General features: G+C 42.3%; 15 protein-coding genes and 1 tRNA gene. 10 read left to right on the top strand and 6 right to left on the bottom strand.

The window, feature by feature from the left end:
* Positions 1 to 187 precede the first annotated feature (187 nt).
* Together MNR06_RS10885 and MNR06_RS10880 are read left to right on the top strand one after the other, a co-directional pair.
* Positions 188 to 264: transfer RNA gene (locus tag MNR06_RS10885), tRNA-Met, on the top strand.
* A 172-nt stretch (positions 265 to 436) separates the two neighbouring features.
* The gene (locus tag MNR06_RS10880) at positions 437 to 970 is read left to right on the top strand and encodes a GNAT family N-acetyltransferase (RefSeq protein ID WP_243535944.1); all 534 of its coding nucleotides are present in this window, start codon (positions 437 to 439) and stop codon (positions 968 to 970) included.
* Between the two features lie 96 nt (positions 971 to 1066).
* Here MNR06_RS10880 and MNR06_RS10875 read toward each other — a convergent pair whose 3' ends face one another.
* The gene (locus MNR06_RS10875) at positions 1067 to 2614 is read right to left on the bottom strand and encodes a hypothetical protein (protein WP_243535942.1); all 1548 of its coding nucleotides are present in this window, start codon (positions 2612 to 2614) and stop codon (positions 1067 to 1069) included.
* Positions 2615 to 2747: 133 nt separating this feature from the next.
* The gene (locus MNR06_RS10870; protein ID WP_243535940.1) at positions 2748 to 3383 is read right to left on the bottom strand and encodes a helix-turn-helix transcriptional regulator; all 636 of its coding nucleotides are present in this window, start codon (positions 3381 to 3383) and stop codon (positions 2748 to 2750) included.
* 101 nt (positions 3384 to 3484) lie between these two features.
* On the opposite strand from MNR06_RS10870, the gene MNR06_RS10865 reads away from it, so the two are divergent.
* Positions 3485 to 4000: a hypothetical protein gene (locus tag MNR06_RS10865; protein ID WP_243535938.1), complete on the top strand. Its 516-nt coding sequence runs from the start codon at positions 3485 to 3487 to the stop codon at positions 3998 to 4000.
* A gap of 68 nt (positions 4001 to 4068) precedes the next feature.
* On the opposite strand, the gene MNR06_RS10860 is transcribed toward MNR06_RS10865, so the two are convergent.
* On the bottom strand, positions 4069 to 4941 hold the full coding sequence (locus MNR06_RS10860; protein WP_243535936.1) for a hypothetical protein: 873 nt from the start codon (positions 4939 to 4941) through the stop codon (positions 4069 to 4071).
* 65 nt (positions 4942 to 5006) lie between these two features.
* A complete protein-coding gene (locus MNR06_RS10855) occupies positions 5007 to 6635 on the bottom strand; it encodes an FAD-dependent oxidoreductase (RefSeq protein ID WP_243535934.1) in 1629 nt (542 codons plus the stop codon).
* Positions 6636 to 6791: 156 nt separating this feature from the next.
* On the opposite strand from MNR06_RS10855, the gene MNR06_RS10850 reads away from it, so the two are divergent.
* Positions 6792 to 7511 carry a hypothetical protein gene (locus MNR06_RS10850; protein WP_243535932.1) on the top strand — a complete coding sequence of 240 codons (720 nt, stop codon included), beginning with the start codon at positions 6792 to 6794 and terminating at the stop codon, positions 7509 to 7511.
* 15 nt (positions 7512 to 7526) lie between these two features.
* Here MNR06_RS10850 and MNR06_RS10845 read toward each other — a convergent pair whose 3' ends face one another.
* Complete coding sequence (locus MNR06_RS10845; RefSeq protein WP_243535930.1) at positions 7527 to 8336, bottom strand: hypothetical protein; 810 nt, start codon at positions 8334 to 8336, stop codon at positions 7527 to 7529.
* A gap of 254 nt (positions 8337 to 8590) precedes the next feature.
* On the opposite strand from MNR06_RS10845, the gene MNR06_RS10840 reads away from it, so the two are divergent.
* The 3 genes from MNR06_RS10840 to MNR06_RS10830 all read left to right on the top strand — a co-directional run bounded on the left by MNR06_RS10840 (position 8591) and on the right by MNR06_RS10830 (position 9484).
* Complete coding sequence (locus tag MNR06_RS10840; RefSeq protein ID WP_243535928.1) at positions 8591 to 8944, top strand: hypothetical protein; 354 nt, start codon at positions 8591 to 8593, stop codon at positions 8942 to 8944.
* A 129-nt stretch (positions 8945 to 9073) separates the two neighbouring features.
* On the top strand, positions 9074 to 9259 hold the full coding sequence (locus MNR06_RS10835; protein WP_243535927.1) for a hypothetical protein: 186 nt from the start codon (positions 9074 to 9076) through the stop codon (positions 9257 to 9259).
* 54 nt (positions 9260 to 9313) lie between these two features.
* Positions 9314 to 9484: a hypothetical protein gene (locus MNR06_RS10830; protein ID WP_243535925.1), complete on the top strand. Its 171-nt coding sequence runs from the start codon at positions 9314 to 9316 to the stop codon at positions 9482 to 9484.
* A gap of 6 nt (positions 9485 to 9490) precedes the next feature.
* Here MNR06_RS10830 and MNR06_RS10825 read toward each other — a convergent pair whose 3' ends face one another.
* Positions 9491 to 10135: an Hpt domain-containing protein gene (locus MNR06_RS10825; RefSeq protein WP_243535923.1), complete on the bottom strand. Its 645-nt coding sequence runs from the start codon at positions 10133 to 10135 to the stop codon at positions 9491 to 9493.
* Between the two features lie 229 nt (positions 10136 to 10364).
* Here MNR06_RS10825 and MNR06_RS10820 point away from each other — a divergent pair, with 229 nt between their 5' ends.
* Genes MNR06_RS10820 through MNR06_RS10810 form a run of 3 tightly spaced genes read left to right on the top strand, consistent with a single transcriptional unit; the run spans position 10365 to position 15614 of the window.
* Complete coding sequence (locus MNR06_RS10820; protein ID WP_243535921.1) at positions 10365 to 13178, top strand: chemotaxis protein CheW; 2814 nt, start codon at positions 10365 to 10367, stop codon at positions 13176 to 13178.
* A gap of 3 nt (positions 13179 to 13181) precedes the next feature.
* The gene (locus tag MNR06_RS10815; protein WP_243535919.1) at positions 13182 to 13643 is read left to right on the top strand and encodes a chemotaxis protein CheW; all 462 of its coding nucleotides are present in this window, start codon (positions 13182 to 13184) and stop codon (positions 13641 to 13643) included.
* Positions 13644 to 13673: 30 nt separating this feature from the next.
* On the top strand, positions 13674 to 15614 hold the full coding sequence (locus tag MNR06_RS10810) for a methyl-accepting chemotaxis protein (RefSeq protein ID WP_243535917.1): 1941 nt from the start codon (positions 13674 to 13676) through the stop codon (positions 15612 to 15614).

The following is a 15614-nucleotide window of genomic DNA, read 5'->3' as shown; positions in this document are numbered from 1 at the left end:
TTAAACCGTAGAGCCTTGTTTCAGGCTGCGATCTAAGAAAGTTAAATTTGTTCAATCCGCCCGTGAGTTATCGCTTCATAAATCCAATCACCAGCGCCTTAAATTCTGGCGCTTGCGCGCGTTAGAGTCATGCTGGGGTGGTTGCGGGAAGTTCTGTGATTTGATAGTCTTTGTTTATCTCTTTTTTGGGGGGCTAGCTTAGTTGGTTAAAGCAGCCGGCTCATAACCGGCGGATCGGGGGTTCAAGTCCCTCGCCCCCTACCATCCTTCGCCCTGCGGGCTACGGCTTGGCGAGCCCTGGGTTTTTCAAAGTTAAAATACATGAAGTGTCTAGCACGCGAAGGATGTCCCGCCGTAGCTTTCGGAGGCGGACCTGGCGGCTTGTTAGTTTTTTTTTGATTTGCATTCGAAGAAGCCCCCAGTGCTAACATAAATCATGGAACTAACAATCAATCCCGAAACACCATTTGATTACGAAGGTATTTCTAAACTTGTGCTAGAGGCTTTTTCTGCTGCTGAGTTTACTGATGGGGATGAACATAATCTTGTTCGTCGACTTCGTGATTCATTGGCTTATATTCCTGAGTTGGCTTTGGTAGCTAAAGCTGATGGGGTGATTGCGGGTCACATCTTATTTACTAAAATTAAAATTCATTGTGCTGGTGGGAAAGTCGTTGATTCGTTGGCGCTTGCTCCTGTTTCTGTCCATCCTCGTTATCAGAAGATGGGGATTGGTGCTTCCTTAATTAAGGAAGGTCATCGTCTTGCTCAGAAGCTTGGATACTCATCGGTTATTTTGGTTGGTCATCCTGGGTATTATCCTCGCTTTGGGTATGTGAAGGCTTCGCAGTTTGGAATTACTGCTCCGTTTGAAGTTCCTGATGATGCGTTCATGGCAGTTGAATTGACTGAAGGGGCGCTTAAGGATGCCAGTGGTAAGGTTGAGTACCCGCCGGAGTTTGGAATTTGATTATCCAAAAATGAAGAGAGCCGCAGCCTTCGCTAGGGGCTTCGGCTTGCCAAGACCCGCCGCTATGCGGGCCTTACTTCAAGTTCAAAAATCTTGTTATGGAAGTTCTGTTCTTAGTTTGATCAACTTTTCTTTTACTTGATCAATTGTTCCTACAACTACGTACACATCAAAAGTACGGCTGTAGTTCGGGCCGTCGGCGACGATACATGATGAATTTAAGTTTTCGTTCACAGCTAGGGACCATTTATTAGTTCCGTTGCCGTTAGCGCCTGAGCCGCCAAGGTTGAAGCGGTAAAGGTTGTAACCATGGAAGCCTACTTTACATTTTGCTAGCTGGCTCATTGGGAAGTAGACACCCATAGCGTGGCTTCCGGATTTGTTAGCCATGGCTGATGGCAGTTTAGTGCCGGTATGGTAAGAACCATTTGGAAAGCCTGAGCCAGAGATGTCATTTAGTTTTGTTACTTTTGATAACTCAGCTCCGCTAAGTGCGTAGAATTCTGAGAACTCATCATTTAGATAGCCTGTTAAGAACTCATAAGTGAAACCGCTGGTTACTTCTTCGCGTGGACTTTTAAAAGTCATCGACATCTTTGCAATTTGTTCATCGTTTTTGTAACCGACGGTCACTGTTCTTTGCAGCGAGTGTTTTGAAAGTGGTGTTGTTACACGGGGATCTTTTCCTTTTACACAGGCGCCAGTCACTCTTTTGGCTGACCAGTAAGCCATCATTGTGTCTGTCGTAAATGATTTTTCTGAAGCAAACGAAATATTTGAAAGAACTGAAGTCGATGTTTGTTTTTTATGATCTGCTTCTGAACCAGCTTCAGTAGGGTTGTTACATTCTGCATAGCCATCTACTTGCATAGCTGATTGCAGCTGACGACCGTGGTCCCAGATATTAATGAACTCTTTATTGTTCCACTTTAATGACGTGATTGAACCAGCAAAACGGCCTGGTGTAATTCCTACTGTCATTGAATTACTTGCACTAGCGCCAATTTCACAACCTGGGTAACGACCAGCTTTTTGGCCGATTTTTTCCCAATGAAGTTTTGGATTTTTAGCATAGGTTGAAGTTTTCACGTCAGGATAACGGGCTAAGTAGCAAGTAGCATCAAATGTACCAGTTTTAATAACTGGAGCCGGGCCCGGGGCAGGTGCCGGTGTAGGAGCTGGCGCAGGAGCTGGGGCTTCTACAATTTTCGTTGGTAATGAATATCCGCCTGATCTAGAGACTGTATAGTTCAGTCCGCCTGATACTGAAAGACCGTGAACGTATATTTTTTTTCCTAAGTAACTTTTAACGACTGATTTTTCCACTTTGATTTGAAAACCGTGGGGAATTTTTAAAGTTTTACAAGCAGTAGAAGCTGCAGCATCCGAAGGTAAGTTCGCTTTGCTATTGCCAATCAGAACCGAACCTTTATATCCAGCTGCATTCACTGCATAGGCATGAACATCAATGCTCTTAGCAATGGTCATATCACAGGCCCAACCAGCAATGATAACGCTGCCATCAGACTGAGATGTCAGTGAGGTGATACTGCCGATGATTTTTGAAGCAGGTGACGCATTAGCTGAATAGGTTGATAGAGTAAATAATAGCGAAGCCATTGTTGAAACGCGCAAAAATGACATTTTTCCCCCGAGAGTAATTAGGATACTAAAGGGGGAGTGCGGTTAAAACTTTTTCCTGTTTTCTTCTAAATTCGGGACAATAATGTTCCCAAATTGAGATACAAAACATCTCCGATCACTGTTTATTTAAGCCTTATTTATTTTTTGTAAGGCAGAAGCGGCAGACATCATTTCCTCTTGCAATACACTTTTCAAGTCGGACGTTAAGATTAGAAACATTTTTTAATAGCTGAATATCAAAGGCGCAAAGCTCTGGATGCTGTTTAGCGACGGAGTGATAAACACAGTTTGTCGCCTCTAAAACAGCGCCTTTTCTGATATCACTTTGTTTTAAAACCGTTTGATAACCTAAATCGTTCATGGCCTCAGCTATTTTTGCTAACAACTCTGCAGTGGACGATGCATTCGCAAATTTATCTTTCATCGATACAGCAACTTTATCAGCCAGTGATTTCATTAAGGTGCTTGTGCCCTCTGAACCCATGTCCTCAACCAATAGAGCTAGTAAGCTATTTGATAACCACGAATATTGTTTTGGAAAAGCGTCGTGTCCTACTTCTGAAAGCAAATATCTTCTGCGTGGTCGACCTACACTTCCTTTGGAATCTTCAAAAGTTAAGTAGCCTTGATCTAAAAGTTTCAGGACGTGTTCTTTGGTGGCTGTATTCGTGATTTTTAAGTGCGCCGATAATTCATCAAGTGTCGCACCAGTACGATGTGCAAGTAAGAACTGTAAAATACTCTGTTGGTTTTTATGCAGAGATCTCATAACCATCCCTTTTATTTAAACAGTTTAAACAGGATTTACTGTTTTTATTCTAAAGCAGAAAATAGGGGAAGAAAAGAACAACATAAAAAAGGAATTTCAAAATGGAAAACACTTTAAAGACTCACGCTGAAATGAGGGAAGAATCAAAGAGCATTCTATCGGGAATAATCACAGGGCAAATCGCAGGATTAATAATGGCCGTTGTCGTGATGGCTGTCTTCACTCTTATTTTAGGAAAAGGGCCACTTTTTCCAGTGCAGGTTATCGGTTCTATGGCTGTTGGGTCAGCAGCCTTAGAGGGGTTGCACTTTGGTGCTGTGCTAGCGGGTTTAGTTCTTCATCAAGCGGGACCAGCGCTGCTCTGGGGATTTGTCTTTGGCCTTTTAGCTAAGAAATTTTCAGTCAATACACCCAGCACTTCCTTATTTTTAGGACTGACAGTCGGAGTTATATCAATGGTAGGACCCTTTATTCTGATTCCGTTTCTTATGAAGACTTTGCACGGAGCTGACTTCTGGAATCAAGAAGTGCCGCTAATGTGGGATTGGGCTGCGCACTTAGTGTTTGGTGCTTCCTTTGGGTTGTATCCTAGGGTGAAGGATAAATTTTTCGAGTAAATAAAAATAAAAAAAGGAGCTGCAGTTTCCATGCAGCTCCTTTTGGATCGTTAATTATATTCTTCGATTTATAGCGGGATACGTGCTGCTACTGTGAATAGCATTACGTTGTATTTGTCGTGGTGTGATTTTGACAAGTCATAATCAAAACGTGGAATCAGTGACCAAGTTTCCATTGGGATTCTTGAATACAATGACAAGCGAGTCATAGAGCCAGACTCTTCAAGTTCATTTCCATCCTCATCATTGATAGCGGCTTCTGAGAATTGCGTAATAGCAGCACCTAACAATACGTCGGCCATCATTTGTTCGTAGAAAACAGCCAAGCCAAGTTCATGACCATCTTTGATTGTCACTTCATTACCAGCGGCATCCTCAAGGGTTCTGTCTAACTTGTATTCGTAGCTTAAACGACCACCAAGAATTCCAGTGCCAACGCCCATTGCAGCACCCACGTAAGGCATTAGCGCATGTCCGCCCGTAGAAAGATTTCCATCATCTGATGCGGATGCAGCCTTGGCATTTTCGATTGCAAATTCCGCTAGAACTCCATAGTGCAAGCTTCCCCAGCCCATTGCAGATGTGCCTTTGAATAATAGTTCTGGATTCATTATGCCTGTGTTTTTTGTTTTAACTGCACCCGTTTCGTACTCTGCGGTTGCATAATTAATACCGAACTCAACAGCCCACATTTCATTAATTCCGTATTCATAAGCTACGCCTAATGAATAACCCGAGCTCGTGGTTTCGTCAGTAGCATTTTCTTCTTCAGTTGTTGCAGCAGTATATCCAATCTTTGGAGTGATATCACTGTGACCCGCTGGAGACTGAAAAAAGAATTCGCTTTGATAAGTTGTAGGACCGTGGGAACTACCTTCTTCTGGAGCAGCTTGCGCAACTGCAGATAACAACAAAGATGCGATAACCATTGAACGCAACATACTAAAACTCCTTTTTATAAAGTACATAAATCACACCTAGTAAACCTACTTTGGTCAACCTTTAGTTAGTGAAAATTTGTTGGCTTATCTTTTTGTATGTTTTGTTCGACATTACTTTTTTGTTTTCTTGAGATAACCTTTTCATTTAACACTTCTTCGTGACTTGTATCTAATTTTTTAAGATCACTTATTGCGGGCCCCTCAATGACATTTCCATGGGCATCAAATCTTGAACCATGGCACGGGCAGTCCCAAGACTTTTCTACACCATTCCAGTGAACAACTCCGGCTAAGTGAGTGCAGGTTGCAGACATGTATTCCATTTTTCCGTCTTCGGTTTTGTATGCAGCAATCATTCTTAAACCGTCTCGAAAAACAGTTCCTTCACCAGGCGCAAGATCATTGAAGTGCGGCATCGGCATTGCCTTAAACCAGTCAGCGTACTGAGCTGCCACGTTGCCGTTCTCTTTTAAGAATTCAGGGGTGGCTTTCAAAGAAATTCTATTGGGCTTGTATAAGTCTTCCCACGGATTTTCTCTTTCCATGATTTGATCGGCAATCAGCATCGCTCCGATCGTACAGTGGGTCATGCCGTTACCTGAATCTCCGGTGATGATGAAAACGTTGTTTTTATCCATCGGGTTGTGGCCAAGATAAGCCATGCCATCGACAGGTTCCATGACTTGTCCCGACCATCTGTAGACCACATCAGTGGCCATCGGGAATCTTTCGCGAGTCCAAGATTCTAAATTCAGGAATCTTATTTCAGGGTGATCATCTTGCCCTGTTTTGTGGTCTTCGCCGCCGACGATCAGAATTTCTTCTGCAGCTTCTTCGCCTTTTTCTAAGCGGATGTAGTGATAAGGATCTAGGGTATCCCAGTAAAGTCCATGTGGAACTGAGCCCTTTGGAACTTTCATTCCTAATACGTAGGTGCGATAGGGTGCCTGCTTAGTGTGAATGGCAAATAGATCGTTCACTGGAGTATTGGTAGCGACAACAACAGAATCACAAAGAATGCGTTTACCGTCCTCGGTTCTTACGAAGGCTTCTTCGCCTCCATGAACTTCTTTAACGTGGGTGTTTGTGAAAATAAGGCCGCCACCTTTCACAATGATTTCAGCTAACGCCAATAGGTATTTCATTGGATGAAGCTGCATTTGATTTGAAAACTTAAGGCATGGGCCTGTGTTAAAGGATTCAATCGGGGACCTGTCGACCAGTTGCACATCATTAAGACCTGCGCGCAAGCAAGCATCTAATTCCTTTTTTAACACATCAGTATCTGGATCATTTTGTGCAAAGAGATAGCCATTTGTATGTTGCATTTCGCATTCAATATTTTCATCACGGACTATTTTTTCGACTCTCGCTATCGCAGCTCTGTGGCTTTCGGCAGCTAGGCGCGCGCCTTTTTCGCCATGATATTTTTCTATTTCAAAATAACGATCATCTAAAGCTGTTACAAAGTGCGCAGTCGTTCTGGCTGATTGCCCACTTGCTAATTCCAGCGACTCAAGCACACAGACCTTTTTACCTTCTTTCATCAAGAGGTAGGCTGAAGTTAAACCCGCAATTCCAGAGCCAACCACGCAGATATCTACACTGAGATCTTGGGTCAATTTCGAGAATTTAGGTGTTTTCTGTGTGGTCATCCACACGGACTTGCTGTTGCCTGAGTTCGATGAATTCATAGCTTCTCCTAAAGTTGATGATCGCTCTGTTCCATTATGCCGAAAGTCGCTTTGAATAGTCACAGCTGCAAAGCTACGGATGGTAAATATCAACAAAGGCACACTGTTACTGCTCAAATTTTATTGAGCCTTAAGGATTCATCCGTACAATGAGCTATGCGTATAAGTGTCTTCATTATTGTAATATTTCTGGTTGGATATTTTTTTTGGAATCGTCCTAAGTCTGAGGTCGTATCTTCGCAAGCTTCAATATCTACAGAGGAAAACTCGGTCTTAGAAACGAATTATAAAGATCAAGTCGTTCCCTCCGCTGTTCGTGAAGTTGCGCCTTCCCATCCATTCGCTTCAGAAAGAAAAAAACTTATCAGCCTCATTACTATTTCCCGCGGTCTTACTAACAATCCAGAAAAAGCAGATGAGGCTCAGGCCTTGCGCGATGAACTTAAATCTTTACCAAATTATAAAGAAGTACTTTGGGATTATTATCGCGAGCTGCAAGCAAGGGGTGCGGGTAGTTTTGAGCGAGTGGAAGTTTTAGATTTAATGGTTTCAGATGTCAAAGATCCAGAAATTGCCGATGCGGCTTTGAAAGAAACTATTGTTTTTGCACCGCCTGATACCGGTGACGCCGAAAAAGCTACAAGTGAGGCAGAGGAAAATAGAGCTTTATCAACGGATCCTAGCTTCATTCCAATTGTCGTGGCTTTTGAGATTTATCTAAAGAACTGCGAGGATTATAAGTCTTGTTCGTCCGGAGTGAAGGAAGTTTTGCGAAAGCAGCAGAACAGAAATATGCGCTCTAACCTTGTATCTACTTTGTATGCGGTCTTCCCGCAGTCAGCAGATGAAATTCATCGGGACCTTAGAGGCAAATAAGATCCTGATTAGGAATTAGCGAATTCTGATACCAGTATAAGTTTCTACTAAGCGAATAGGATTGTTTGGATAAACTTTATTAGCAGGAAACATGATTCTTGCTGAACTGTTTGGGTGTCTGTACGACATAACCAAAGTTACATTTTTAAAGACTGGATCTTCAGTCAAACGCGGCAATTTAGAAACTGGTGCGAAATTACCTGGGTCATGGAATGTCACTTGAGTTGCAGAAGCTTCTTTAACCGCTAGACCATGCCCACCATCGCGAGTAAAACTGCAAGTCTTGCGACCGCTTGCCATCACTGTGCATTTAGGCTGATAAAGGCCACGAGAAATTTGTAATACGGCTTTGTTTTTCATTTCACTAAAAAGAACATTGGCAGTAATTTCTTTATCTTTACTTTGCACGTAAACGGCAGCAGCATCGCGCTTAAATTGAGTCGCAATTCTTTTAAAAGTCTCAGCAGCATCATTCATGTAAGTGCCATTCACTGCCGTCGTTTTCATATCCTGACCGAGCAATAGGGTTTCTTGGTAAGGATTGGCTTTATACATACGATCTAAAAGGGTACCCGCCTCAATATCTGTTTTTGTCGAAAAAACTTCTTCCATGATCATAGCGCTGGCTGTCGGAATGCAGCCCATATTTTTGTATTTAGCTGTGATCGATTTATCCATCTGATTTAAAAGGGGCATCGCTTCTGCTTTGCAAGAAGTAGCAGAACACAGGACACGAGCTTGTGCGAAATTGAGACAAAGAACTGAGATCGATAAAAGTAATAAGCTCTTAAACACTGTATCCCCTTGAGCCATGATGCTCTTCATGGTTTCTACGTGATGAGTATTGCAAGGGTGGGGCCTGCTTATAAGCTTCTAGTTCCAATTGAATGACGAAGATTTTGACTTATGCCTACTAGCGAATTGACGTTCTTTTTTGTTACATGGCGCTTTGAATAATCCAGATTACCGAGGGGCAATTTTGAAATTTGTATCTTTACTGAAAATCTGAATCTGCGCATCAGCCTTTCTTCTTCGTGATAGAAATTAAAAATTAAAAAAATCATCGGGGAGGAAAATCCATGAAGTATATTTCTGCGTTGGCCTGTGCAGCGACTTTATTCCTGGGCTCTTTTGCATCAGCCGCTTTAACCAAACAGCACATCATTATGCTTGGTGCTGAGACAGTGATTGCCAATGGTGACGGTCAAAGAGTGCAAAGCTGTTCGGCGATTAAAGATCGTAAAACTCTGATGGCTTGTGTTGCTGATAACACGAACGTAGAAGGAGCAGCTGGTGAGCTTCCTAATCATGCAATCATAAAAGGTGTCGTTGAGCTAAGTTATTTCGATGATACTGGCGACTGCAGAATGCGCATTGAGATTGATGCCACTGAAGAACGAGTCACGGATTTTGAAACCTGGCACTGCTATTAAAAAAAATTAAAATATTAGATCATGGTCTAACTTGTGACTGAAATTTTAGGTGCTGATTCACAAGAAACCGCACTGCTTTGTTTGATGCGCTCTGATCAAGTGCGAAAATAAGTGGTGAAAGGGGGTTTTATGGCTAATCCCAATCAACCACTACCACGAAAAAGTTCTTTTGCAGATAAAGTTGGCAATGCCTTAGAAAAACTAGGGCACAAACTTTCTGATATGGGTGCTGGCAAGCTTGGTCAGAAAATCCATGATGCCGGCGATAAGATGGAAAAATCGCACGACAATCCTGACCATCCTCACAAAGTTTAATTATAAAAGGGTCATTTGCTGAAAGTAGATGACCCTTTTTTTATAGGAGTTTTTATGACTGTGATTGTTCAAGGTCCTCGCAAAAATCCGAAAGCAAAAAACACTGTCGACTCTGTACAAATCGACATTTCAAATTATCCCGAAGAACCAGGCAAGGTGAGGGATGAAGTCATCACCACGAATCAAGGTACGATCGAAGTTGATTACGTACCCCAAGCTCCGTAATAAGAATTAGGCAGATTTTTTTATAGAATTTAATAAGGCCTGAAGTTCAAAGCGCAGAACTTCGCGGTCCTCATGGCGACCATGACTTGCAAAGTGGCTGTCTAGCTCAGGGTAATAGCGAAACATTAATGCGACCACGGCTTTTAGTGGATCGCCGGAATGGATTTGCGCTACTGGTGTTTTTGCTTGAGCAGGTTTAACTGCTTCAACCTTTGGTGCTCCAGTCGCTACTAAAGTTAATTCTGGAGCAGCGACTTCTTCTACTGCTGCTGGTGCCGTGTCATGCTGAAAGAACATCGCTCCGCTGCCATCGGGACATGCCATAGCAAACGATGCCGTTGATGGATCATCAATAATTTTGCGGGCGTGATCACAACCTTTAAGAAAATAATCGACCAGTTCAGGGGAAAGTGAGCCTGCTTCCTTTTGCTGTGTGAAGGCTGTCTCAATAAGATGCACATGTTCTTGAAGGGTCAACTGTTCAAAAATACCAGCTGAACCTTTTAAATTGTGGAGTGCTCTGAAAATCGCATCATAATGAACATTGAATTCCTGGCCGTCATCGAGGTTTAAAAGATTCTCTTCAGCAGAATCTAATAGCTCGCGAGCTTCCAAGAAAAATTCATTTAATTCTTCGTTGTCTGCACTCATTTTGGTCCCCTTGCTCCAGAGCTGGATCGGACACATGTTCGGGGAACTAAAGTACGATGGCTAACATTTCTTTTTATTAATCTTTAACAGGCCCAACATAAGTCTAGTTATGAATGTTCGACGTTTTCCAAGCTAAAAAGCGAATACTTAGCACTCAAGTATTAAAACAGAAACCCGAAAAATTCTCTGCCGTATAATTTTGTTCAATCTTTGACGACGGGAATAACAAATGTCGGATGTAAAAGACGATCTTGAGCTAGGTCTGAAAGAATTTTGGCAGGAGTGTGACGACCTAGGAGAACGAATTTCTTCTAACCTCGCCCTAATGGAAAAAGGCGACTTCACAAATGCAGTAGTCGACGAGCTCTATCGTGACATTCATACATTAAAGGGATCCGCATTTCTTTTTGGCTTTAATCCAATCGGAAACATCGCACATGTGATGGAAACACGATTGGAGCCGGTACGTGATGACCACGGTGCTTTGAGTAACGATCTAATCGAACTTCTGTATAAGGGGATCGACGTTATTGCCAAGATGGTCGAGCTTCGCAGAGAGAAAACTGAAAAGAGCCAAAAAGATGTAGAAACCATCGTTCCGCAAATGGTGGATTCATCAATCAAGTCTGTAGGTGGCGAACTTCATCCAATGAAAGAAAACGCTGAACTCAACGAAATGGTTGAAAAATCATCTGCGTCTGACCTAAGCGCCGAAGATCATCATTCTGCTTTATCTATTGATCCGTCACTGATTGAAAGTATCGAAGCAGAGATTTCACAGATCTCTACTGTAGTTTCTGAGGTGAAATCAAATCCAGTACATGAGCCGGTTAAGAATGAAGCGAAACCGGCGCCAGCTGTAATTGCAAAACCAGTTGCTACAAAAGCAGCTGCGGCTCCGACAGCAAGTGCTGCCCCGGCTCAAGGTGATGATGCAAATAGCTCTGATCCATCAAGCAGCATCCGTGTTCCAGTTTCGTTGTTAGACCGTCTTATGACTTTAATGGGCGAAATGGTTTTAGTTCGTAACCAGGTTCTTCAGTATTCAAGTAAAGAAGACAATCTTGAGTTTTTAAACTTGAGCCAACGCTTGGATGTTGTGACTACTGAAGTTCAAAACGAAATGATGAAGACCCGCATGCAGCCGATTGGAAATATTTTAAATAAGTTCCAACGCCTGGTGCGCGATTTATCCCGTGACCTAAATAAGAAAATGGAATTGCACCTTCAAGGTACTGAAACAGAATTAGATAAAACTTTGCTTGAAGCTGTGAAAGATCCATTAACACATATTATTAGAAATTCTTGTGACCACGGAATGGAGACTCCAGAAGAGCGTCGTCAAGCCGGTAAGGCCGAGACGGGACACATCACAGTTCGCGCTTTCCACGAAGGTGGACAAGTTGTCATCGAAATTAGCGATGACGGCCGTGGTTTACACAAAGATAAAATTTTAAATAAGGCTTTAGAAAAAGGTCTTATTACTCCGGATAAAGCGGCTGCCTTAAGCGAAAGAGAAGTTCATAACTTGATCTTTGCTCCTGGCTTTTCAACGGCTGCCCAAGTGACCAATATTTCAGGTCGCGGTGTGGGTATGGATGTGGTTCGCAGTAACATCGATAAAATCGGTGGTGTCGTAGAACTTCATAGTACGCAAGGTGCAGGCACTACGATTCGCCTTAAAATCCCTCTGACGTTGGCAATCGTACCAGCGATGATCGTTCGTTGCGATGACGATCGTTACGCAATTCCGCAAGTGAAGCTTGTTGAATTAGTGCGTGTTGATAATTCAAACTCTGAAAGCCACATTGAATATCTTCAAGGCAATGCATTTTATCGTTTGCGCGGCAACTTATTGCCGTTGGTGAACATGAAGTCATTGCTAGGCTTCTGCTCTAAAAATGAAGTAGCTAAGTCACTTCCTGATGTTATTAACATCGTCGTCGTAAGAGCTGAAAGACAGCTTTTCGGTTTGATTGTGGATGAAGTCGTGGACACTGCGGATATCGTGGTGAAGCCATTGGCTCGTTTCCTAAAATCAGTGAATGTATATTCAGGTGCTACAGTTCTTGGTGACGGTTCGATTGCCTTAATCTTAGATGTTATGGGTATCGCTCAACGCCTTAGCCTGATGTCAAGCCAACACGAGGCTTTAAACCAAAACTCAATCAGTGCAGGGACTCGTGGAGTTGAAACGCAAGAGTTCTTGTTGTTCAGACTTAATTCTCAAGCACGTCATGCTATTCCGTTGGACCTTGTACACCGTCTTGAAGAATTTAAAACTTCAGATGTGCAAAAATCTGGGGATACTCGAGTTATTCATTACCGTGGATCTATTTTGCCTCTGATTTCATTGAATAGCTTTTTGGGCTATCATGCAGAGCCATCAAAGTCAGAAGGCGAAATCCTTCCGGTGATCGTGACAAGAAAGAATGGCCAATACTTCGGTATCGAGGTCACCGAGATTTTAGATGTTCTGCAAACGGAGGCGAACGTTGAATCTGCGTTCTCTGATAAAAAAGGCATTCTTGGTAACGTGCTAATTGAAAAAGAAATCATCGTTATCGTTGATAGCTTACAAATTATTGATGAACTTATCCCGCAAGCCAGAAGCCATGATGCTAGAACTCCAGAAGTTGTGGTTGATGCTATTCAACGCCGTCGCCACAACATCTTGTATGCGGAAGACAATGCTTTCTTTAGAAAGCACGTAAAAACCCACCTTGAAAAAGCGGGTTATACAGTCATCACAGCTATTGACGGTTCTGATGCAATTTTAAAATTAGAAGAAATGCCACGTCACGAAGTGTCTTTGATTATATCTGATATCGAAATGCCAAAAATGAACGGTCTTCAATTGGCAGGAAAAATCAGAAAAGACGAAAGCTGGAAGGACATCGTTCTTTTAGCTCTGACGACGAAATACGACGATAGAAGTCTTAAAGAAGGCTTGGAAGCTGGTTTTAATGCTTATCTAGAAAAGCTAAATCCTGACTCTTTGATTCAGGCTATCGATAAACACATTTTTAAGAAGGCAGGATAATAAATGGCACAAACACTACGTCATGAAGAAACCCGCCAGTTCGCCACGTTTTATTTGGCCGACCGTCTTTACGGAATCGATGTCACACAAGTGCAAGAGGTTACCAAACCTATGCCTCTGACTTTGATTCGTTTGGCGCCGGATTTTATTAAGGGCTTGATTAACCTTCGTGGGCAAATCGCTACGGCGATTGGTTTACGCGAATTGTTTGGACTTATGAAAAATGATGCAGATGAAAAGATGACAGTGGTTTGCCGTATTGACGGGAATCTACTGTCGCTTCTGGTGGATAGAATCGGCGATGTGATGGAAGTATCACAAGCTGACTTTGAACCAACGCCAGACACTGTAGACAACTCTATAAAGAAATTTATGGATGGGGTTTATAAAACACACGACTCGATTCTGAGCGTGATTGGTATTGAACGTATTTATCAAGAATTAAACATTAAAGAACAAAATTAAAATTTTTAACAACAAAAGGACGTAACGGATATGAGCAAGGCAACAGCAGAGAAATTAAACCACGATATGAGCTTTAACGATCTTAAAAGTACGGTAGAAGCAATTCACCGTGTTCAAGCAGTTATTGAGTTCAACTTGGATGGTACGATCATCACGGCGAATGAAAACTTCTGTAAAGCTATGGGTTATGAGCTTAAGGACATCGTTGGTAAACACCACAGAATGTTCTGTGATCCTGCCTATACGAGCGGTTTTGAATATCGCGCTTTCTGGGATAAGTTGAATCGCGGAGAGTTTGAACAATCTGAATATAAACGCTATGCAAATGGCGGTCGTGAAATTTACATTCACGCATCATACAACCCAGTCTATGACGACAATGGCAAGGTAGTTAAAGTTGTTAAATTTGCGACAGATATCACTGCGCAAAAGCTTAAGAACTCTGATTATGAAGGAAAAGTACAAGCCATATCAAAAGCCCAAGCAGTTATTGAGTTTAATATGGATGGTACTGTTATTACAGCAAATGAAAATTTCTGCAAAACAGTTGGTTATGATTTGCGCGACATTCAAGGTAAACACCACAGAATGTTCTGTGAGACGAACTATGCAAACTCTCCTGAATATCGCATGCTTTGGGATAAGTTAAACCGCGGGGAATTCGACTCAGGTGAATACAAACGCGTGGGCCTAGGTGGTAAAGAGATTTGGATTCAAGCTTCATACAATCCAATTTATGATATGAATGGAAAACCATTCAAAGTAGTTAAGTTCGCAGTCGACATCACTGCGCAAAAACTTAAGACTGCGGATTTTGAAGGAAAAATTACTGCCATTAATAAAGCTCAGGCAGTTATTGAGTTCAACATGGATGGCACAATTACCTCGGCCAATGAGAACTTCCTAAAAACTCTTGGATACGAAATGAAAGAAATCCAAGGCAAACATCATAAAATGTTTTGCGACCCAGCTTTGGTGAATTCAATGGAATACAGTCACTTCTGGTCTAAACTTAACAATGGTGAATTTGATGCTGGCCAATATCGTCGCCTTGGTAAAGGTGGTAAAGAAATTTGGATCCAAGCTTCCTATAATCCAATCTTCGACATGAACGGCAGACCATATAAAGTTGTTAAATACGCAACTGACATCACTCAAGTTAAGATGATGATCAAGTCTATGGAAGAAACTGCAAACAATTTGGCTGCAGCAGCGGGTGAATTAACAGCGACTGCAACTCAAATGTCTAACACAGCAGTTCACACGAACGAACAATCTCACTTGGCTTCTAACTCTGCAAGTGAAGTAGCTAGCGGTGTTAAGACTGTTGCTACAAACACTGAAGAGATGGCTGCATCTATCCGTGAGATCGCTCGTTCAGCAAATGAATCTGCTGAAATGTCTAAAATGACATTGCAACGCGCGCAAGAAACTAACAAAACAATCATGCAACTTGGTATTAGCAGCCAGGAAATCGGCAACGTGATCAAAGTGATCAGCTCCATTGCTCAACAAACTAACTTGTTGGCGCTAAATGCGACGATCGAAGCGGCTCGTGCTGGTGACGCTGGTAAAGGTTTCGCGGTTGTTGCGAATGAAGTTAAAGAACTTGCTAAACAAACTGCAAAAGCGACTGAAGATATCACGAACAAAATCGGTGCTATCCAAGGTGATTCTAAAAATGCGGTAGAAGCAATTTCTGGAATCTCTCAAGCAATGGATAAATTAAATTCAATCGCAGGTGCGATTGCGGCTTCGGTAGAAGAGCAAACTGCAACTACGAACGAAGTATCACGTGTTGTTCTTGAGTCAACGAAGAGCGTTGATAGCATCGCGACAATCATCAAGGTTGTATCAGGTGCTTCAAACGAAAGTAAGGCAAGTGCAGAGCAAACATTGTTTGCTTCCCAAGAATTGAATGCCTTAGCTGAAAGACTTAAAGCAATCGTTAACAAGGCTCAGTCCGCTTAA

The organism is Bdellovibrio reynosensis (assembly GCF_022814725.1).
Lineage (GTDB): Bacteria > Bdellovibrionota > Bdellovibrionia > Bdellovibrionales > Bdellovibrionaceae > Bdellovibrio > Bdellovibrio reynosensis.
Note: the sequence above shows the minus strand (reverse complement) of the source record. Positions and strands in the feature narration are given on the sequence as shown.